This window comes from Bacillus cereus (assembly GCF_002577405.1).
GTDB classification, from domain to species: domain Bacteria; phylum Bacillota; class Bacilli; order Bacillales; family Bacillaceae_G; genus Bacillus_A; species Bacillus_A cereus_AU.
Genome location: NZ_NULR01000001.1, coordinates 492,983 through 513,948, shown reverse-complemented (window position 1 = coordinate 513,948; position 20,966 = coordinate 492,983). Strand labels below are relative to the sequence as shown.

Genomic DNA, 20,966 nt, shown 5'->3' with positions numbered 1-20,966 from the left:
TCTATGTTTATAATATTTTTTCTTATAAAAACGTTTTCAAAATAATTTTTCTATTGAAATTTAAACGTATGTTTCATATGCTGAACATGGCGGTTCAAAAACTGTTGTTTAAGTGAGGTAGATTCCCACATGTAAAAAGAATCGGGGTGATAGTATGTTAAATATGTATTTAACAGACCGAAACGGAAAACTACAAGAGATTGAGGAAATGCAAAAGGGTTGCTGGATTAATGTACTTCATCCAACGGAAGAAGAAATTCAATATCTAGTACAAACTTTAAATGTAGACTTAGATTTCATTAAAGACCCTTTGGATGATGAAGAACGCTCTCGTATTGAAAAGGAAGACAGTAATACTTTAATTATCGTGGATATTCCGACAGTTAGACATGATGAAGAAGGAAATTCGATTTATGACACGATTCCAATAGGTATGATTGTAATGCCAGATTGTTTTGTTACAATTTGCTTAGAAGAAAATCCAATTTTTGAACGTTTTATTAACCAACGTATTAAAGAATTTTATACGTTTAAAAAGACACGCTTTGCACTTCAGCTCTTATATACAATTTCTACTTATTATTTAAGATACTTAAAGCAAATTAATCGAAAAACAATTGATTTAGAGCACCAATTAAATAAATCGATGAAAAATAAAGAGATTTTCACATTGTTAGGCCTTGAAAAAAGTTTAGTTTACTTTACAACATCATTAAAAGCAAATAAAATTGTAATTCAAAAATTAATGCGTAACAGTACATTTTTAAAAATGTATGAAGACGATCAAGATTTATTAGAAGATGTATTAATTGAAAATAAGCAGGCCATTGAAATGGCGGAAATATATAGTCACATTTTAAGTGGAATGATGAATACTTTTAGCTCCGTTATATCAAATAATTTAAATAGTGTTATGAAACTGTTAACGTCTATTACAATCATTTTATCATTACCAACGATGGTTTCTAGTTTCTTCGGAATGAATGTAAAGGTTCCATTTGAAGGTGAAGCCCATGGTTTTGTCATTGTACTCATAATATGTGTAACACTATCTCTCACATTAGCATTTGTTTTTTGGAAGAAACGTTACTTTTAAAGATAAGAAAGCTGCTCTAGCAAAGTCATAAAACTATGCTAGAGCAGCTTTCTTTGTTATAAAATCTCAGTTTTGAAATAGAATATAAATTGTAAAATGTAATGTGTATTATGGTTATGAATTCCATATAAGTCTTGTTCAAATAATAAAATGGGGTTAAAATTACATATTGTTAATGAAAAGTTGGAGGAAATACATCATGGAATTGTTTCACTTACCGAAAGCATTCCTGCAAATGAATACAATCTTTATCTCCATATTAATCGAGGCACTTCCGTTTGTGCTAATTGGTGTATTTATTTCAGGATTCATTCAAATGTTTGTGACAGAAGATATGGTGGCAAAATGGATGCCGAAGAACCGATTTCTGTCTGTTTTATTAGCTACTTTTTTAGGAATGATGTTTCCAGGCTGTGAATGTGGAATTGTTCCGATTGTAAGACGATTAATCGGAAAAGGTGTTCCGCCATATGCAGGAATTGCATTTATGTTAACTGGACCGATTATTAATCCGGTTGTATTATTTGCAACATATGTTGCCTTTGGAAGTAGTATGCACATGGTATGGTATCGTTCTATTGTAGCGATTATCGTAGCAATTATCGTTGGAATTATATTATCATTTATGTTTAAAGAACATCAATTAAGAGATGATCACTTCCCAGAAGTGAACCATAAGCGTCCATTACGTAAAAAAATGTGGGATGTATGTACACACGCTGTTGAGGAATTTTTCTCAATGGGGAAATATTTAGTATTAGGAGCGTTAATTGCTGCCGCAGTTCAAACGTTTGTACAAACTTCAACACTTCTTGCTATTGGACAAGGGCCGTTTTCTTCATCAGCTGTTATGATGGGGCTTGCTTTCATTTTATCACTTTGTTCAGAAGCAGATGCATTTATTGCTTCGTCATTCCAAAGTACATTTTCAACAGCATCACTTGTCGCGTTCCTCGTATATGGACCGATGGTGGATATTAAAAATATGTTTATGATGCTTGCGACATTTAAAACAAAGTTTGTAATTGTCGTTACAGTTACAGTTACTCTTGTTGTTTATGCAAGCTCACTACTCATTTATGCGATGGGGTGGTAGGTTATGTTTCGAGCATATATATTATTAGGTTTTACAATTTTAATTGCGCAGCTTCATATTTCCGGTAATATTACGAAATATATCAATATGAAGTATGCCTATTTATCAAAAACTGCAGCCATTATTTTAGGTGTCTTAACGATTGTACAAATTATTATCGTTTTCCAAAAGGAGCATCAAAAGGAAAAAGAGAAACATGATTGTAGTTGTGATCATAGCCATTGTGGGCATGATCATTCAAAAGATGAAAATACATGGTGGAAAAAAGCATTTTCGTACACATTGTTCTGTTTTCCAATTATTTCAGGGTTATTTTTCCCGATTGCAACATTAGATTCGGATATTGTTAAAGCGAAAGGATTTCATTTTCCTGTTGCACAGGCAGAAAGTAAAGATCCATTTATGACAAGGCAATTTTTAAGACCTGATACGAGTATTTATTACGGAAAAGAAGGCTATCGTGGTGTAATGGAAAAAGGAAAGAAAGAGTTTGTTACGAAAGATAATATTGCTTTAAAAGATGAAGATTTCTTAAAAGGTATGGAGACAATTTATAATTATCCTGGCGAGTTTACTGGGAAGAAATTATCGTATAAAGGGTTTGTTTTCCGCGATGATTCTTCTAAGAAAGAACAATACTTCTTATTCCGTTTCGGTATTATTCATTGTGTAGCGGATTCGGGTGTATATGGTATGTTAGTGAAAAAACCAGAAGGTGTAGAGTGGAAAAATGATGATTGGATTCAGGTGGAAGGAGAAATTTCAACTGAATTTTATCAGCCGTTTCATGCGAATATTCCAGTGTTAGAAGTAACGAAATGGAATAAAGTTGAACCGCCGAAAGAACAATATGTATTTAGAGGAGCCGATTGATAACATCGGTTCTTTTTTATGGACTAAAAGTTCCGAATGTTGTTAATATTAAACGTGTAGTTCAAATTGTATAGTAATTATTAAAGTGATAGGGATAAATAATCAAAGGGGTGATATCAATGACTGAAGTAAAGGGGAAAACAGCTAATGAGTCAAGAGTGTTTAAAACGAGCCGAGTATTTCCAACGGATTTAAATGATCATAACACGCTATTTGGTGGAAAAATATTAGCGGAGATGGATATGGTTGCTTCCATTTCAGCAACGAGACACTCTAGGATGGAATGTGTCACAGCGTCTATGGATTGGATCGATTTCTTACACCCAGTTCGTTCTTCAGATTGTGTTAGTTATGAATCTTTCGTCATTTGGACGGGAAGAACTTCTATGGAGATATTTGTGAAAGTAGTAGCGGAAGATTTAATTTCAGGTAAAAAACGTGTAGCGGCAACTTCATTTGTTACTTTTGTTGCACTTAGTAAGGAAAATAATCCAGTTCCTGTGCCGCGTGTTATCCCTGAAACAGAAGAAGAGAAAGAATTACATCGCATTGCTGTGTTACGTGCAGAACAACGTCATATTCGTAAGGCGGAGAGCAAAAAAGTAGCTACATTGCTAAATTTTTGAGATGAATACTTAACCGTTAAGGTTAACATAACATACAGAAATGGTTTTAATATGAAAAGCGGACACCTAAAAATAGGTGTCCGCTTTTATAGTTTTTTCATCCACATATCGTATGACAATAGCTACTTAGCAGAAGCAAGCAGCACCAACGATAATTAAGAGGATAAATAATACGACTAATAGCGCGAATCCATTACCATGTGCAAAGCCCATTGTTATTTCCTCCTTTTATTTTAAGATACAACATACAATATGCAAATGAGCTATTGTTTGATATGGACATATATCATGTAATGACATATTTTCTTGAATGATAATGTATTAAAAAAGGGAAGATATAGGAATAACAGTAAGTGGAGAAAGGAAATTATCCATGAAGCACTTTTTCGTTGTAATCCTTTGTTTAATAGGTGTATTCATTTGGATGGGCATCGATGTGGAAATGGGGAAAGAAATGGCTAGTGAATATGAATTAGAACAGGTTCGATTAGGCGAATTTCAGTTATATACGAATGGTGAAGAGTTATATAGAAAATTATTTGATGATATAAACAATGCGGAAAAGTATGTATATATCCATTTTTATATTGTAGGCAAAGATGAAATAAGCCAAGAGTTTTTACGGTTACTCGAGAAAAAAGCATCTAGTGGAGTAGAGGTGAAATTGTCAGTCGATCGTATAGGTGGATATAAGCTGAAGAAAAAGATCATTAGCCAATTAAAGAGTAACGGTGTCAAGTTTACATTTAGTAAAAAACCTAAATTGAAAAATGTATTTTATACTTTGCATCAACGAAATCATAGACGCATTGTTACGATAGATGGAAAAGTATCATACGTCGGTGGCTTTAATATTGGAAAGGAGTACCTTGGACAAAATCCGAAATTTGGTCCGTGGCGTGATTATCATGTGCGCATAAATGGGAATGGTGCAAATGATATGGAAAGAAAATTTGCAGATGACTGGAAAGAAGATACGGGAGAAAAAATGCCTGTACATAAAAGTTTACCGGCAATAGGGAATGTAAAATATCAATATTTATTTTCAGATGGAAAAGGTTTATGGGAAAAATATGGGGCGCTTTTAAAGCAGGCTAAAAGGTCTTTAATTATTGCTACGCCATATTTTGTACCAAGTAAAGAAATGATGAAAGAGTTAAAAGATGCATTACATCGTGGTGTCAATGTGAAAATTCTCGTACCATTTAAAAGTGATGCCGTATTGTTAAAACAAGCTGCATATCCGTATTTGAAAGATATGTTACATGCTGGAGCGGAGATTTATCAATATCGAAATGGCTTTTTTCATGGGAAGGTAACGATTATTGATGGAGAAATTGTTGATATAGGTACAGCGAATTTTGATAATAGAAGTTTTTATTTGAATTGTGAATCTAACTGTGTCATATATGACAAAACAGTTGTTGCTGATGTATGGAGTCGATTAAAAGAAGACTTTCATAAATCAAAAAGATTTTCTGAAGAAGATTTTGAGAAAATTAGTAAATGGGATTGGTTTTTAGCAAGAATAGCGAATGTTATAGCATCATATTTATAGCATATAAACAAAAAAAGAAGGGAGGAACTTTCATGGAATGTATGAAAGGATTAATGAGATATAGTTATATGCTTATATATAAGGTAGGAGAGTATACAGGACAAGTAAGAGACGAAGAATTAAAGGAGTTAATACAGCAACATTTACCGTATATGTTACAAGCATATAATGAACAAGTGAATTTTCAAGAAGGAGAGAATGTACAGCATGTAACTTGTGAACCAATTTCGTGTTCTTTTCCTGAAATGGAAAAGGAATTGGATAGTAAATATACAGGGGATATCCATATTGCAACTTGTTATATTTCCCATTTAAAACGATTAGCATTAAAGTTTGCTCAAGTTGCAGTGGAAGTTGCAAATCCAGAATTTCGTTCGTTTTTGGAAAATTGTTTCTTGAAAATGAACCGTTACGCTTATAGTGTATGGCAATATGTTGTGAAGAAAGAATATAAAATTAAGCATGTATATGAAAATGAGAAGTTTGCATGAGAGACTAAGGCGGAATAATATACGCCTTAGTTTTTTTCTTTTATCCCGCTATTTGTAAGCAGTAAACCTCCCACCTCAAAATTCGGCTGGAGCAAAGAGGTTAGGTGGGAGCCCTGCTTTCCGTAAACTCCCCACTGATTATAGTTTCACTTTATTATGTAGCAATTGGGAATGGGATATATAAATTAAAGGTATATCAGTTATCAGAAAATTTACAAATATTTACCGTATATTTACTATTTTTCAATCTCTCCTTTAAAAATAGAGAGTAATATGGGGTTGTACATATTCTATCAAAGGGAGGAAACGCAAATGAACAAATGGGTTAAATCATTAACTGCTATGGCACTTGCAAGTTCTTTATTAATGGTAGGTTGTAGTAAAGATGAGGATAAGAAGAAAGAAGACGATACAACAACACAACAAGAGGACAAAAAAGATAAAGAAACAAGCGGAACTGAGAAGTCTACAGATTCTAAAGAAAAGAAATAAAGTGAAACGTGGGGGGGCTTACTGCCCACAAATAGCGGGATAAAGTAATAATAGAGCTTCCTCTTATATATGAGGAAGCTTTTTTATTGTATATTAATTGAAATTATTGAAAAATAGAGAGAGAAATGAAAGAGGGGGAAACAAATGAAAGTATGTATATTGGGGGCAACAGGTAGAGTAGGTTCGGAAATTATAAAATTAGCATTAAAAGATTCAGCCGAAGTGACGGTATTAGTTCGTGATTTAAATAGAATGGAAATAGAACATGAAAGGTTACAAGTTATAGAAGGGAATGTATTGAACAGGAATGATATAAAGGAAGCGGTAAAAGGATGTGAAATTGTAATTAGTGCTCTTGGAACGGATCGAAATGGGACATTAGCGAAGAGTATGCCAAATATAATTAAGCATATGGAAGAAGAGGGCGTAAAGAAAATTATTACAATAGGAACAGCTGGTATTTTACAAGCAAGAACAAATCCAAGTATATATCGTTTCCAATCAAATGAATCAAAAAGGAAAACGACTACAGCAGCAGAAGATCATTTAACTGCATATAAGATACTTAGTACTAGTAATTTATGTTGGACTGTTATTTGTCCAACACATTTAATAGACGGTGAGGTGACAGGGGTATATCGAACTGAAAAAGATATATTGCCAGAAGGTGGAGCGAAAATTACAGTCGGTGATACAGCACATTTTACATGGTGTTTATGCAATAAGAATATATACGAAAATAGTCGAGTAGGTATTTCGTATTAAAAAACCATCCCAAAAGTGGGATGGTTAGAAGATGATATAACATACGAAGATGATAATCATAATGATTTGGAGAACAGCTTTCGCTACTGTACTGCTTAAAAATCCAACGACAGTAGCAATTCCTACTAGAAAGGCGTCTTTTGGCGCCTTTTTATGCATGAGCTCTGTTATAAATACCGATAAGAACGGTATTATAATTAAACCAAATGGTGGGAAGAAGAATGATCCGACAATGATTGAAACCATACCGACACGTTCGCCCCACTTTGAACTTCCGTATTTTTTTAGGAAATATCCATTTGCAATAAAATCAGCAACGAAAATAAATAGTGTGAAAATCGCTTGAATAATCCAAAAAGAAATCGTTAGTTCTCCGCCATTTATACCAAAATGGTAAATCAAATATCCAGCCCATACAGCTAAGATACCTGGGATTATAGGATAAATAAAGGCGAGAAATGAAACAATGAAACAGGCAATGATACAGATTGTTAATAATACAGTCAATTTATAACTCCTTTTTAATATCTAATTTATATACAGCTATTTTTTTAATTTGATGTCCATCAAGTTCTAATGCTTTAAATTGAAACCCATCGTATTCAATGGAATAACCAGCTTCAATATTTAAGTCAACCGCTTGAGAGAGGAGCCAGCCTCCGATTGTATCTAAGTCGCTCTCATCAATATGTAGGCCAAACATATCATTTACTTCAGAAATAAGTACTTTCCCATCTAAAACAGTAAGCTTAGGCGTACGTTTTTCAATCATAGGTGATTCATCCGCATCAAATTCATCTTGAATTTCTCCAATGATTTCTTCAAGAATATCTTCCATAGTTAAAAGTCCGGCAGTACCACCATATTCATCCATAACGATTGCCATCTGAACGCGATTCTTTTGAAGATGGACTAACGTTTTACGAATTGGAACTGTTTCAAATACAGTGAGTACGGGATGTATATAAGACTCAAGTGGTTTATAAATCCCTTTTGTTTGATCATGAAATACTTCTTTCGTATTAATCATCCCGATAATATCATCTTTATCTTTTTCAATTATAGGATAACGTGTATATTTTTCGGTTGCGACGATATCCATGTTTTCTTCTAACGTATTTTCAGTAGATAAGCAAATCATTTCAGTACGAGGAACCATGATTTCTTTCGCAACTCGGTCATCAAATTCAAAAATATTATTTACATATTTATATTCGGTTTGGTTTATTTCGCCGCTTTTAAAACTCTCACCTAAAATGAGTCGTAATTCTTCTTCAGAATGAGCAAGTTCATTTTCTTTTGCAGGTTCTAAACCGAATAATTTTGTGAAAAATACAGCTGAACTATTCAATACCCAAATAAATGGATACATAATTTTATCAAACAAAATAAGAGGTCTTGCAAATTTTAAAGTAATTGCTTCTGCTTTTTGGATTGCGAAAGACTTAGGAACTAACTCTCCTAATACAACATGGAAAAAAGTAATAATACTAAAAGCAATTATAAAGGATAACGTGTTAGCCATCGTTCCAGTAATATTGATTTTTTCAAATAGTGGTCGTAGTAAATGTTCCACAGTTGGTTCACCGAGCCAACCAAGTCCTAAAGAAGTGATAGTAATGCCAAGCTGACAAGCGGATAAATAAACGTCTAAGTTAGATACAACGCTCCGTGCAGCTAATGCCTGCTTATTACCTTCATTTGCAAGCTGGTCAATTCGACTTTTTCGTACTTTTACAACAGCGAATTCTGATGCAACGAAAAAGCCAGAAATAAGAATAAGTACAAAGATGAGAAAAATATTTAATATGTCCAAGTGTGTTCTCTATTTCAAATTTTGGAATAGAGATGTCACCTCCTGTAATTATGTTATACTTTAATAATAAGTCCAAATGAAAAGAATAGTCAAAGAAAAAGGGTAAATTTTGGCATGTTTCTATAGTAGTTTTTGAATTTGCTGTTATTTTGTCCGCTATACAAAAGGAATAACCCTCTACTTTTAGGTTATAGAGGGTTATTTCAAATTACGGTTTTGAAATACTTCTCGTTAAAGCATATGATTGCTGTTTGAAGTAGTTTGTCGTCCAAAGTGTTTGAAGGAAAGAGAGTATGCTATACGGGATATACAGTAGTAATAAACCAATTGTAACAATTACGGGTGCATTTCCGCCAAATTGAACGATAAATTGTAATAGTCCGTTTGCGTGAAAAATGCATTCCATAAATACGAATGAAAGAATAATGGAACCTAAAATAGATTTATGATTTGAAGTAAGCGCCAAAAACAATGTATCTGCAAGGAAAGAAGAGTGTTTTATTTCATATTCATTTGTGTTATTTAAGAAAGGAAGCCATTTTTTTATTGCTTGCATTATGATAATCATGGAAGTACTACATACGATGATAAAAGATGAGTAGTAAGGAAGGTTTATAAATTTTGCTATGTATAGGAGTAGCAATAAGACTGAACATTGTAATAACACAGTGCAAAAAGAGTAAGGTATCCAGCTCAATACAGTAGTAAATTTTTTAACCGATTTAGGTGCTTTAAAAAATAAATGACCGATACCTAAACTTATGAAGAATCCGATCGCAAGAGTAAAAGTAAAACGAACAGTCGATAAAAAATATATTTCCCATATGTAAGGGAATAACGGTGTTGAATGATTAGAAGTATGTACCATCTGATTTGCTGAGAAAAAGATAGATTCATGCATCCAATCAATTTTTGGAATTGATATAGAAGAAAGCTGTGCGAAGTTATGAAATATGCTTATAAAGCCAGTTAAGTATGAGTATTTATGTGTAATGAATAATGCTGGAATAGGACTAATGATAAAAATAATGAGAACACCAACTAAAAATTTACATATATGCGAGCGCAATAAAGACATATAATCACCTACTCTTAGAATATTCAGAAAATTCTTATTCTTATTTTAGCTTTTTTCGACGGAAGTTACAATATGTTTTTCTTAAAGAAATTTAGAGAGAATGTTTGATCTTGTATGCTAAATAAGTGAATGAACCGTGAATAAATTATGACAAGAAAATGAATAATTTTCAGAAAAATAAAATAAATTATTTATTTTTTTCTGAAAATATAATATAGTTATGGCACAGAAAGTATTTTAACATAAGGAGGATTTTTATGAGGATTAAAGGGAATTATGTGCCGAAAAGGGAAGTTTTATTTTGCTCAAGTTCAATTACGATAGGAGAAGCACTGGAGCATTTGAATAAAAGTGGGTACCGCTGTGTACCAGTTTTAGATGAAAAAAAAGAGAGATATTTAGGGAATATATATAAAGTAGATATTTTAGAATATAAAGGTTCACTCGAAGAGAGTGTATTACAATTATTGAACGATAAAGATGGATATGTGAGAGAAGATTCTTCCTTCTTTAAAGTATTTTTTACAATTAAAAAATTACCTTATTTATCAGTAGTTGATGAAAAAGGGATTTTCCTTGGAATCTTAACTCATAAAAAAGTTTTTGAGTTATTAGAGGATGCATGGGGCGTTCATTCTAGTAAATACTCTGTCATGATTGGAACACAGGACTATAATGGTGCAATTCAAAAGTTATCGACAGTTTTAAAGAAGTACACTGGTATCCAAAGTTTAATGACTTTTGATAATGATGCCTTATTAGTTCGTAGAATTATGTTTACATTGGGAGAAGAGTTTGAAGATAGTGAATTAGAAACGTTGTTAAAGGATTTAGAAGATCACGGATTTAGAGTTGTGTATGTAGAAGAGATGAATAATCCACGTGAAGTGGAAACGATAGAGTAACATACAAAAGCCATCTAATTATGTTGGATGGCTTTTGCTATGTTATCTGTATAAAGTTATTTTGAGATAATAAATTGAAGATAGTGTACTGATGGAATGAAATTTGTGTAAAAGAATGAAAAAAGTAGATAATTTCGATTTTCAAAAAAATCAATTTGAAAATATGTTTTTATTTTTCAGCTAAATATGTTACTATATTTGTGATAAAAACAAAGAGGTCTGACATCTATACTCCACGCAATACACTCTAATGACTTGAATTTTCGAAAAAATCAAAAATTATTAATTAGAGTAATAATAAGGGGAATGGAGAAATTATGGAGAAAGACACTGCTTTGTAAGGGGCATATTTATCATCTTGAGCAGAGAGGAGGATGCATAGCATATTGTAAAAATAGAGATAAACAATGAAAAAGTGCTATGCAAATGAAAAGTATGAAGGGACGTTTAAGGCCAGGTGATACGGTAGCAATTGGTTTAATGTTATTTGCATTATTTTTAGGAGCAGGAAATTTAATTTTCCCGCCAGTTTTAGGTCAACAGGCAGGAGAGAATGTTTGGATTGCTACAATTGGATTCCTTGTAACGGGAGTCGGATTACCCCTATTAGCTGTTACAGCTGTCGCGTTTGTAGAGGGGGACTTGAAAGCGCTATCTTCTAGAGTTCACCCTATATTTGCGTTTATATTTCCACTCATTAGTTATTTAGCAATTGGACCATTCTTCGCGATCCCGCGAACTGGAGCCGTTTCGTTTGAGATGGGTATGAAGCCGTTTTTATCAGATGCAATGGTTTCAGAGTGGTACATGCTATTTCTTTACACTGTAGTCTTCTTTGGAATTACATGGTATTTATCATTAAATCCATCTAAATTAGTGGATTGGTTCGGGAAATTTCTTACCCCGTTATTAGTATTAATTGTTGCTGTTATTGTTGGAAAAGCGATAATTGATCCGATTGGAGAACCAGCTGCGCCGTTAGCTGCTTACAAAGAAAATGCTTTCTTTGGTGGATTTATTCAAGGATATTTAACGATGGATGCAATAAGTGCGCTCGTATTTGGAATTGTCGTTGTGCAGGTTATTCGCTCTAAAGGGATAAAAGAGAGTAGCCAAATTGCAAAAATAACTGTTGTATCAGGGATTATTGCTGTACTTGGTTTAACGTTAATCTATTTATCACTTGCTTATCTTGGTTCAACAAGTACATCACTTGGTGTCTCAGAAAACGGTGGTCTTATTTTAACGAATGTTGTAAATGAGTTATATGGGACGAGCGGTAAAATTTTATTAGCACTTGTAATTACACTTGCATGTTTAACAACTTCTGTTGGATTAACATCTGCGTGTGCAGGGTTCTTTTCAAACTTATTCCCGAAATTTTCACATAAAACGATTGTAACGTTAGTATGTGGATTTAGTTTAATTGTATCGAATCTAGGATTAACACAATTAATCACAGTCACTTTACCAGTGTTAATGATCATTTATCCAGTTGCAATTGTATTAATCGTTCTTTCGTATTTCCATAAGTGGATAGGAAAGCGAAATACAATTTATATTGGAGCAATACTAGGTGCCTTGTCCGTTAGCTTATTTAATGGTTTAGAAAGTGCGAATATCAAAATTGACGCAATTTCAAATGTACTACAAATGTTACCTTTATATAAAGAAGGAATAGGGTGGTTAGTCCCAGCATGTATTGGTGGTGTGCTCGGTTTCTTCTTCTATAAATCAAATGAATCAAGTGAAATGCAAAAGAAAGGTGCTTAGGCGCCTTTCTTTTTTTGAAGGGAATTTTTGTATTTTGTCTAAGTAATAAATTGGGAGGAATGATAAAATGGCTAATTTTGAAGATTTTTTAACTTTAGATTTACGGATTGGAACAGTTACACATGCAGAGGAATTTAAAGAAGCGAGAGTTCCAGCAATTAAACTAGAAATTGATTTTGGGGAGCTTGGGATAAAACAATCAAGTGCCCAAATTACGAAGAGATACAATCCAGAAAATTTAGTCGGTCAACAAATCGTTGCGATTGTAAACTTTCCGGTGAAGCGTGTAGCTGGATTTAAATCGGAAGTGCTCGTATTAGGCGGAGTCCCTGAAGCTGGAGATGTTGTGTTGCTTCAGCCTAATATGGAACTGCCAAATGGAACGAAAATTAGTTAGTAGGAAAGTAGGTATTAATATGGATATTGGACGAGAATATTTACAATGTGCCATTTCGAATTTTAAAGCAACAAAGAATCAAGGAGAACGGGTGCTTTCCCAATTATCATATGAACAAATTATATGGTCTTCTCATGTGGAAACAAATAGCGTAGCGATTATTATTAAGCATTTGCATGGTAATATGCGTTCCAGATGGACGGATTTTTTAACATCTGATGGTGAAAAAATAGATCGTAACCGAGATGGTGAATTTGAAGGAGGATACAGTTCAAAACAAGAAGTTCTTGCAGCGTGGCAAGAAGGGTGGGAGTATGTTTTTAAAACGATGGATAATTTAGTACCAGAGCAGATTTTGCAGACAGTATACATTCGCGGAGAAGAACACACTGTCATGCAAGCGATTGAAAGGCAAATCTCTCATTATGCTTTACATATTGGACAAATCATTTACATTGGTAAAATGTTAAAAGAAAATGAGTGGGAGTGTTTAAGTATTCCTAGAGGTCAGTCTACCCGTTATTTAGAGAAAAAACGTTCAACATAATAATATGAAAGAAACCGATATGAGATAGGAAGTAAAAAAACAAGCCAAATGATAGATGGCTCTGTAATCATAAGAATGCTGCCAACAATAAGCCCATACATAATAAGAAAGATAAAAAAAAGTGTATTCAAAGGAATAAAATGAGAGATGAACAGTTGCTGTTGTTTAAAACAATTGTTGTGAAATAAATAAAAATGGAAGTACCGTGTAGTGATAATAAGATCTTTCTTTCGTGTAATTCTTTTTTTGCATGTATGACAGATGAATGGTGGTCGCATTTCATTATACTCCATTTTTTATATTTGTTAGTTTCGTAATAATGTGAGAAAAAAGTAGGTACAAAGTGTATATGCCTATATATGCTCCTGCGATAAGAAAAAAAGGGTTGAGTAATATTCCATGAATGCTTGTCATGAAAACAAGATTTTGTATTAGAACGTCATATATATTAATAGAAAGAATTGTTCCGATTGTATACAATGCGAAGTACGCGCAAATATGTAATACGATACGAATTTTAGGGTGTTTAGCAAACAAATAAAACATAAATGATAGAGCGATTGGTAATATTCCGATTAATAGCTTCAATTCATTTCACCTCATTAACAATATAGCCGGAATTTAGACGGTCTATTCTCTAAAGCTTGTACATAACTTGAAATAGAGAGGGTGATAGTATGAATCGAGGCTTTTTTTATGTGAAATTAACAAGCATGCGCAAATTGATTTTATTTGTCATTACTACGGTATTAGCGACTTTTTTTCTCATTAGTATGATGGTAACTTCTTTGAAAGAGACGAAGTCAACGTATTTATATAACTGGTTAAATGAGTTGTCAATGAACGGGTACATGTACGTTCTTGGGAAAGAGAATCATTATTTTACACAAGAATATCGGAATTTAAATCAAGACTTTTCGATTTCTTCATTTCTCTTTTCTATGGCTACGAATATTCGTTTTGATGATGTACGTAGTTTTGTTGGAAAGGAACTCCCAGGGTTTGGTAAGTATGATACGGAAATCGTTATAGCAGGTGAAGGGACAAATTATTCCAACTTACCAATAGAGTCAAGTGTTCCTCTTGAAGAAGTAGTGAAAGAACGTACTGGAGAAACTGGACAAGTCCCTAAGCCTGATTCGAATAAAGAGAAGAAACAACCAGCTCAAACGACTGGGAAAAGACAAGTTGCATTTATATATCATTCGCATAGCTGGGAATCATACTTGCCTTTACTTAATTTAACAAATGATCCAAATCCGAATAAAGCGACAAGTTCTGCAACGAATATTTCCATAGTCGGCGATCGATTTCGTGAACAGTTAGAAAGCGAAGGTATAGGTGCTACTAACGATAAGACTGATGTCGGTCAAAAGTTGATAAGTAAAGGGTTAAACAGTAATAGTTCATACAAACTGTCACGAGAAATTGTACAAGAAGCGATGGCTGGTAATAAAGAACTCCAATACTTTTTTGATTTACACCGTGATAGTGCACGCAAAAACGTCACGACAAAAACAATTGGAGATAAATCATATGCGAAGCTTGCTTTTGTAATTGGGAAAGGTAACAAAAACTATGAAAAAAACTTACAATTAGCAACGGCTTTACATGAGACGATTAATAAGAAATATCCAGGGGTGAGCCGAGGGGTAATTCAAAAAGGCTTTCAAACAGGAAATGGAGTCTATAATCAAGATTTATCGGGACAGGCGATATTAATAGAAGTTGGCGGAGTAGATAATACAGAGGAAGAATTAAATCAATCAATTGATGTACTTGCTAAAGCATTTGGAGAATATTTTTGGCGAGCAGAAAAAGTGAATGGATAAAGTGAAACTTGAATTAGTGAGACGCATCCAGTATTGATTTTTAGTCCACATTAATCTACGGAAACGTAAGTGTAATGCTTACGTTTTTTATTTTAGGTTGAAAAGTAGATGATAAGATGTCACACAATAGACATAATTCTTAATTGCTATAGTAATATCGAAATTTGTCTATTTATAATGGGAGAATTAGAAAGGTATTTTCGGAATAGTAGAGAAAATCTTTTTACAAGGAAAATTTTTATATTATGAAATTGGTAGGGTGATTCAGGTGATTAGGGAAATCAAAGTAGAAGATGCAGCATCATTTTTGCAATTAAGTAAGCAATTAGATGAAGAAACGAAATTTATGTTATATGAACCAGGAGAAAGAAAACTTACAGTTAAGCAACAAGAACAAATGATTCATCGATTTATAGAAAATGAAACTGCAACAATATTTGTGGCAGTTGAAGAAGAGAGAATAGTAGGATTTATTTTAGTGAATGGAAATAATATTCAAAGAAAGAGACATGTGGCAGCCATTGTAATTGGTATTTTGCAAGAGTGTAGTGGGCGAGGTATTGGGACGCGATTGTTTAAAGAGGTTGAGAAGTGGGCAAGATTACATGATGTATGGCGTTTAGAATTAACGGTAATGGCCCACAATACAAGAGCTCAGGCACTATATAAAAAAGTTGGATTTGAGAAAGAAGGTGTCAAAAAAGCTGCTCTTATTATCGATGGGAAGGACATCGATGAGTATGAAATGGCCAAATTATTAAAATAAGAGGTCGTTATATGAAAAAAAGATGGATACTAATTGGTATCGTGGCGGCGATACTCATTGTCGGAGTAGCAGGAATTAATTATAAAATGTATAAGGATAAGCAGGCGCGAGAAGTGAATGTAAATAACATATTTCCGAAAGCGAAAGAAACGATTGCTAATATGGATGGAGAGATTGCGGTAATTAGTAATCCGAATTCGATGCTGGTACTTGTGAATAAAAGTAGGCGTTTACCAGATGGGTATAGACCGCCAGATTTAGTTATTCCGAAAGTACGTTACTCTAGTGAAGGTGATCAAGAAAAGAAAAAAATGAGAAAAGAGGCAGCTCAGGCGCTTGAGGAAATGTTTCAACAAGCTGATAAGGAACGAATTTTTCTTTTTGCAGTCTCTGGATTTAGATCTTTTGATCGACAAAAAGCATTAAATACGATGTATAAAAAACAAGATGGAGAAGCAAAAACAGCGATGTCTAGCGCGGTTCCTGGTACGAGTGAACATCAAACGGGACTGGCTATGGATATTACATCTCAATCTGCTAAATTTCAGCTAGAGACAGTCTTTGGAGAAACGAAAGAAGGTCAGTGGCTTTCTGAAAATGCTCATAAATTTGGTTTTGTGATTCGATATACAAAAGAGAAAGAAACGATTACTGGCTATCGGTATGAACCGTGGCACGTAAGGTATGTGGGGAATCCACAAGCTACATATTTATATGAAAATCAACTGACGCTTGAAGAAGTAACAGAGTGAAAAATTGAGGGGAGAGCAGTATAATGACGATGTTATATAAGAAAAAGGTACACGCATATATTACAAGAGAAAAAGAGGGGATTATGCAGTTACTTGTTTTTAAACATCGTGATATACCTGAAGCTGGTGTCCAAGTACCGGGTGGAACAGTTGATGAAGGGGAAACGTTAGAAGCAGCGGTGTTACGTGAAGTGCAAGAAGAATCTGGATTACGCCATTTTTGTATCGAGCGCTTCCTTGCCGATTATATTACTTATGTAAAAGAAAAAAAGGAATATCAAAAACGTCATTTTTTCCACATTTCATTATTAACAGATGTAAAAGATACGTGGGAACATATAGTAAGCGCCGGTGACGAAGACCGAGGGTTAGTATTTTGTTACGAATGGGTGGATATTACGAAATGTCCTGAATTAGCCGGTAAACAGGGTGAATTTTTACATTTTCTTGATGAGATATGTGTAAAGTAATAAAAGGGTCTGAAGCGGAAGTTAATTCGTTTCAGACTTTTTTATTTTTCGGGAAATTAAAGGTTATTAAACTGGTGAGTGGAATTCCTTTAAAGGGATTGTAGTTGTTGTTTATGGAGGAGCGGAGAAAATGAAAAAAGTAATAGATACACTTCGTAAATAAAAAGACGTATAGAAGGGGAATGAAAATGGAAATACAGTTCAATACATTTTTGCAAAAAGAATTAACAATTCATGATATACAAACAGCGATGGAAGATGGGAAGTTAACTTCAAAAGAATTAGTCATGTATTACCTCTATAGAATTGCGAAATATGATCAAGATGGGCCGAAAATTAACTCTATTTTAGAAATCAATCCAGACGCTATTTTTATTGCAGAAGCATTAGATCATGAAAGAAAGATAAAAGGTGTAAGAGGCCCATTACATGGTATACCTGTTTTACTTAAAGACAATATTGAAACGAATGACTCAATGCATACGAGTGCAGGTACAATTGCACTAGAACAAAATATAAGTAGTGAAGATGCATTTCTCGTTACAAAACTACGAGAAGCAGGAGCGGTGATAATAGGAAAAGCGAATATGACAGAATTAGCAAATGCAATGTCTTTTGAAATGTGGGCTGGATATAGTGCAAGAGGTGGTCAAACAATCCATCCATACGGAACGGGCAAGGATGATATGTTCGTTGGTGGTTCAAGTACAGGGTCTGCGATAGCAGTTGCCGCTAATTTTACAGTATTATCTGTTGGAACAGAAACGGATGCTTCCATATTGAGTCCAGCTGTTCAAAACTCTGTAGTAGGAATTAAACCGACTGTGGGTCTCATTAGTCGTAGCGGAATTATTCCATTCACTTATTCACAAGATACAGCAGGACCATTTGCTAGAACGGTAACAGATGCGGCTATTTTGCTAGGGAGTTTAACTGGATTGGATGAGATGGATGCAGCTACTCACAAAAGTGAAGGAAGGGCAGAGCAGAATTATACAAAATATCTTGATGTTAACGGCTTAAATGGAGCGAAGATTGGTGTATTTACCAATGTAGCAAAAGAATATTATGAATCTGGTGAGTACGATGAAAAATTGTTTAAGGAAACGATCCAAGTATTACGTAATGAGGGAGCCACAGTAGTAGAAGATATTGATATTCCGTCTTTTCATAGGGAATGGAGCTGGGGAGTTTCGCTTTATGAGCTCAAGCATAGCCTGGATAATTATCTTTCTAAACTACCTTCTACAATTCCAGTACATTCTATTTCAGAGCTATTGGAGTTTAATAAAAACATAGCAGAAAGAGCTTTGAAATATGGACAAACTAGGTTGGAAGTAAGAAAAGATTTTCCTAATACGTTAAGAAATCCAGAATATTTAAATGCTAGATTAGAAGATATATATTTTTCACAAGAACAGGGTATTGATTTTGCGTTGGAAAAATATAATCTTGACGCGATACTGTTCCCTTCCTATATAGGGTCTACTATATGTGCGAAAGCAGGTTATCCGTCTATAGCAATACCTGCGGGATATATGGAAAGCGGGAGACCTTTTGGAATTACCGTTGCAAGCACTGCCTTTAGCGAGGGGGTATTAATTAAATTAGCTTATGCTTTTGAACAAGCGACAAAACATAGAAAAATTCCGGGCTTGTCATGAATAGAATATAAAATAGGACAGGAATGCCTGTCCTATTTGTTTTATTGATTAAAGTGAAATATCTTTCTGCTTTGTCTTATGATGCTTTAATAAACGAAAAGATAAACAAGCAGAACATAAAATAAGAAAAGAAGCGATGATATAAATTGTACGAACGCCAAATGTATCTGTAATAATTCCAACGCTAAGCATAGATAATCCAGAGGCTGTTGAAAGAAGAGCACCGTGTGCTGTATACATTTTTGATAATAAAGAAGGAGCGACACTGGATTGTAGAACTGTCGTTTGAGAAATATCTCTAATTTGATAACATGGCCCCATTAGAACACATAGGAATAACGCAATAAACTCGCTGCTCGTCATACCATATAAAAATGTAAGAATGCTAAACAAAAGAGAGCCTATCGCCATGGAGCGTATTAAATTATTTTGAATATATGTACTCATTTTCCAAGCTAATATCCCGCCAACTAATGTACCGACATAATAGCTTGTATTAATGTATCCCCACCATTCTTCACCTTTATGAAGAACAGTCGTAACGTATGCCATCGTAATAGCGCCAATCCATATTGTTCCTGCGAAAGTTTCAATTAAGTCCATCAGTGTAACTGTGCGCAAAGAAGGATGTTGAAATAATAGTTTCCATCCTTCTAATAAAGCAGTACTCTTTGAAGAGGAAGGTTCTGTTATTCGTTCAGCATGTGTGGACCGTAATGAAAAGTGCAATGCAACACATCCGAAAATCATTAAAATGTTATTGATCATGAGTGTAGAAGTGACGCCGATGAGAAGAACGATAATGCTTGTAAATGAATAAGCTACCGCTTGTACAATTTGTGTTGAAAAGGAAAAGATACTGTTTACTCTTACTAATTCCTCTTTTGGTGTTAGGCGCGGAAGGATGCCATATAATAATGGGGCGCTCCAGCCACTACATAATGAAATGAAAAGAACGAAAGTTAATAGGCCTAATATGTTTGTGGAAAGGACCGGAAATAAAATCATTAATAATAGTAAAAGAACTGTTTTCATCCATTGGAGAGTATATAGCAACGAAAAAGATGGAAACCGATTCATGAGAAGTGGTGCAGACATGTTAGCGATCAGATTAGTGAGAACTTGTAATAATGGAAAAAGAGCAGTTAATGTAGCTGATTGAGTTGTCATATAGATGTGAGTTGTAATAATCATTACGTATACGATGTCAGCGAGAGTAATGCATAATTTTGATCCTAAATAGAAAATTATTGAGCGATTGTACAATAAGAATACCACCTTCCAAAAAAACAATAATTTTCGAGTTAGAATTATTTTAATCTGAAAATTATGTTTTTAAAAGAATTAAATTTTTTGTCATATTTTGAAAGGGATTTTCATATGTAATGAAGAATATATTAATATAGTATTTTATTAATACTTGTTGTAAAAAAGAATATATAATAGCTAGTAGTAAACGCCCTTCTATGCGAAAGGGCGGATAAACCATTCTTTTCTTCATATACATATAGAAAATGAGAAAGAAAGTGAGGGTTGTATATGGCTGGTTGGGTGATTTGGTTTATTATAGCGGGTGTTTTATTTATCGCAGAAATGTTATCGATTACGTTTTATATGCTTTGGCTTGGAATTGGGGCTGTTGTCGGAGGTCTTATTGCTTTATTTGCTCCTGATGCATTATTTTTACAAGTTGTTATTGGTGGGATTGTAAGTTTAACATTGACGTTCTTTACGAAAAGAATTTCAAAAAACTTTCGAGAAGCAAAAGGTTTTACTGATACAGTGGATATGCTTGTCGGTAAAAAAGGAATTATTATGCAAGCGATTACAAACGAAGCGAACGGTATTGTGAAAGTGGATGGAGATACTTGGACAGCTGTTGCAGATGATCCTATTGATGCTGGAGAAAAAGTGGTAGTTATAAAGAGGCATAGTACTATATTACAAGTAAAAAAGGAGAGTGAGTAAA

General features: G+C 33.9%; 25 protein-coding genes. 18 read left to right on the top strand and 7 right to left on the bottom strand.

The window, feature by feature from the left end; translation table 11 throughout:
• Positions 1-154 precede the first annotated feature (154 nt).
• The 4 genes from COC96_RS02730 to COC96_RS02715 all read left to right on the top strand — a co-directional run bounded on the left by COC96_RS02730 (position 155) and on the right by COC96_RS02715 (position 3,691).
• Positions 155-1,096, top strand: coding sequence for a magnesium transporter CorA family protein (locus COC96_RS02730; RefSeq protein ID WP_088230507.1), 942 nt, complete (start codon positions 155-157; stop codon positions 1,094-1,096).
• A 199-nt stretch (positions 1,097-1,295) separates the two neighbouring features.
• Positions 1,296-2,192, top strand: a complete 897-nt coding sequence (locus tag COC96_RS02725; protein WP_097905869.1) for a permease — start codon at positions 1,296-1,298, stop codon at positions 2,190-2,192.
• 3 nt (positions 2,193-2,195) lie between these two features.
• Positions 2,196-3,065 (top strand): TIGR03943 family putative permease subunit, encoded by an 870-nt coding sequence (locus tag COC96_RS02720; RefSeq protein WP_098267654.1) that lies wholly within the window; start codon positions 2,196-2,198, stop codon positions 3,063-3,065.
• Positions 3,066-3,184: 119 nt separating this feature from the next.
• Entirely contained in the window at positions 3,185-3,691 is a 507-nt protein-coding gene (locus tag COC96_RS02715) for an acyl-CoA thioesterase (protein ID WP_141536094.1), read from the top strand.
• Between the two features lie 126 nt (positions 3,692-3,817).
• On the opposite strand, the gene COC96_RS02710 is transcribed toward COC96_RS02715, so the two are convergent.
• On the bottom strand, positions 3,818-3,904 hold the full coding sequence (locus COC96_RS02710) for a YjcZ family sporulation protein (RefSeq protein ID WP_000505094.1): 87 nt from the start codon (positions 3,902-3,904) through the stop codon (positions 3,818-3,820).
• 160 nt (positions 3,905-4,064) lie between these two features.
• On the opposite strand from COC96_RS02710, the gene cls reads away from it, so the two are divergent.
• The 4 genes from cls to COC96_RS02685 all read left to right on the top strand — a co-directional run bounded on the left by cls (position 4,065) and on the right by COC96_RS02685 (position 6,997).
• The gene (gene cls, locus COC96_RS02705) at positions 4,065-5,249 is read left to right on the top strand and encodes a cardiolipin synthase (protein WP_141536095.1); all 1,185 of its coding nucleotides are present in this window, start codon (positions 4,065-4,067) and stop codon (positions 5,247-5,249) included.
• A gap of 32 nt (positions 5,250-5,281) precedes the next feature.
• Positions 5,282-5,740, top strand: coding sequence for a spore coat protein (locus COC96_RS02700; RefSeq protein WP_098267652.1), 459 nt, complete (start codon positions 5,282-5,284; stop codon positions 5,738-5,740).
• Between the two features lie 312 nt (positions 5,741-6,052).
• Complete coding sequence (locus tag COC96_RS02690) at positions 6,053-6,232, top strand: hypothetical protein (protein WP_001045957.1); 180 nt, start codon at positions 6,053-6,055, stop codon at positions 6,230-6,232.
• Positions 6,233-6,376: 144 nt separating this feature from the next.
• Positions 6,377-6,997 carry an NAD(P)-dependent oxidoreductase gene (locus COC96_RS02685; protein WP_098267651.1) on the top strand — a complete coding sequence of 207 codons (621 nt, stop codon included), beginning with the start codon at positions 6,377-6,379 and terminating at the stop codon, positions 6,995-6,997.
• A 24-nt stretch (positions 6,998-7,021) separates the two neighbouring features.
• Here COC96_RS02685 and COC96_RS02680 read toward each other — a convergent pair whose 3' ends face one another.
• From COC96_RS02680 to COC96_RS02670, 3 genes are all read right to left on the bottom strand, one after another.
• Positions 7,022-7,504 carry a DUF456 domain-containing protein gene (locus tag COC96_RS02680; RefSeq protein WP_098267650.1) on the bottom strand — a complete coding sequence of 161 codons (483 nt, stop codon included), beginning with the start codon at positions 7,502-7,504 and terminating at the stop codon, positions 7,022-7,024.
• Between the two features lies 1 nt (position 7,505).
• Positions 7,506-8,813 (bottom strand): hemolysin family protein, encoded by a 1,308-nt coding sequence (locus COC96_RS02675; RefSeq protein WP_098267649.1) that lies wholly within the window; start codon positions 8,811-8,813, stop codon positions 7,506-7,508.
• Positions 8,814-9,021: 208 nt separating this feature from the next.
• Positions 9,022-9,891 (bottom strand): hypothetical protein, encoded by an 870-nt coding sequence (locus COC96_RS02670; RefSeq protein ID WP_098267648.1) that lies wholly within the window; start codon positions 9,889-9,891, stop codon positions 9,022-9,024.
• A 257-nt stretch (positions 9,892-10,148) separates the two neighbouring features.
• On the opposite strand from COC96_RS02670, the gene cbpA reads away from it, so the two are divergent.
• From cbpA to COC96_RS02650, 4 genes are all read left to right on the top strand, one after another.
• Complete coding sequence (cbpA, locus tag COC96_RS02665) at positions 10,149-10,796, top strand: cyclic di-AMP binding protein CbpA (RefSeq protein WP_098267647.1); 648 nt, start codon at positions 10,149-10,151, stop codon at positions 10,794-10,796.
• Between the two features lie 435 nt (positions 10,797-11,231).
• Positions 11,232-12,569 carry a branched-chain amino acid transport system II carrier protein BrnQ4 gene (gene brnQ4 / locus COC96_RS02660; protein ID WP_087946858.1) on the top strand — a complete coding sequence of 446 codons (1,338 nt, stop codon included), beginning with the start codon at positions 11,232-11,234 and terminating at the stop codon, positions 12,567-12,569.
• A 67-nt stretch (positions 12,570-12,636) separates the two neighbouring features.
• A complete protein-coding gene (gene csaA, locus COC96_RS02655; RefSeq protein ID WP_098267646.1) occupies positions 12,637-12,966 on the top strand; it encodes a chaperone CsaA in 330 nt (109 codons plus the stop codon).
• Positions 12,947-13,513 carry a DUF1572 domain-containing protein gene (locus COC96_RS02650; RefSeq protein ID WP_098267645.1) on the top strand — a complete coding sequence of 189 codons (567 nt, stop codon included), beginning with the start codon at positions 12,947-12,949 and terminating at the stop codon, positions 13,511-13,513. The genes csaA and COC96_RS02650 overlap by 20 nt, the downstream gene beginning before the upstream one ends.
• Here the strand turns inward: COC96_RS02650 and COC96_RS27855 are convergent.
• Positions 13,486-13,791, bottom strand: a complete 306-nt coding sequence (locus COC96_RS27855) for a permease (RefSeq protein WP_141536064.1) — start codon at positions 13,789-13,791, stop codon at positions 13,486-13,488. The two genes, COC96_RS02650 and COC96_RS27855, sit on opposite strands and share 28 nt — an antisense overlap.
• Positions 13,792-13,795: 4 nt before the next feature.
• Positions 13,796-14,101 (bottom strand): hypothetical protein, encoded by a 306-nt coding sequence (locus tag COC96_RS02640; protein ID WP_098267643.1) that lies wholly within the window; start codon positions 14,099-14,101, stop codon positions 13,796-13,798.
• A gap of 89 nt (positions 14,102-14,190) precedes the next feature.
• Between COC96_RS02640 and spoIIP the strand changes: the two genes are divergently transcribed.
• The 5 genes from spoIIP (at position 14,191) to COC96_RS02615 (ending at position 18,997) form a co-directional block, all read left to right on the top strand.
• On the top strand, positions 14,191-15,345 hold the full coding sequence (gene spoIIP, locus COC96_RS02635; protein ID WP_098267642.1) for a stage II sporulation protein SpoIIP: 1,155 nt from the start codon (positions 14,191-14,193) through the stop codon (positions 15,343-15,345).
• 268 nt (positions 15,346-15,613) lie between these two features.
• Positions 15,614-16,111 (top strand): GNAT family N-acetyltransferase, encoded by a 498-nt coding sequence (locus tag COC96_RS02630; protein WP_141536067.1) that lies wholly within the window; start codon positions 15,614-15,616, stop codon positions 16,109-16,111.
• 11 nt (positions 16,112-16,122) lie between these two features.
• On the top strand, positions 16,123-16,863 hold the full coding sequence (locus COC96_RS02625) for a M15 family metallopeptidase (protein ID WP_098267641.1): 741 nt from the start codon (positions 16,123-16,125) through the stop codon (positions 16,861-16,863).
• A gap of 23 nt (positions 16,864-16,886) precedes the next feature.
• Positions 16,887-17,333 carry an NUDIX hydrolase gene (locus COC96_RS02620; RefSeq protein WP_098267640.1) on the top strand — a complete coding sequence of 149 codons (447 nt, stop codon included), beginning with the start codon at positions 16,887-16,889 and terminating at the stop codon, positions 17,331-17,333.
• A 188-nt stretch (positions 17,334-17,521) separates the two neighbouring features.
• Complete coding sequence (locus COC96_RS02615; RefSeq protein WP_098267639.1) at positions 17,522-18,997, top strand: amidase family protein; 1,476 nt, start codon at positions 17,522-17,524, stop codon at positions 18,995-18,997.
• 48 nt (positions 18,998-19,045) lie between these two features.
• On the opposite strand, the gene COC96_RS02610 is transcribed toward COC96_RS02615, so the two are convergent.
• Positions 19,046-20,263, bottom strand: coding sequence for an MFS transporter (locus tag COC96_RS02610; protein ID WP_098267638.1), 1,218 nt, complete (start codon positions 20,261-20,263; stop codon positions 19,046-19,048).
• 273 nt (positions 20,264-20,536) lie between these two features.
• Between COC96_RS02610 and COC96_RS02605 the strand changes: the two genes are divergently transcribed.
• Entirely contained in the window at positions 20,537-20,965 is a 429-nt protein-coding gene (locus tag COC96_RS02605; protein WP_098267637.1) for an NfeD family protein, read from the top strand.
• Position 20,966: the final 1 nt, after the last annotated feature.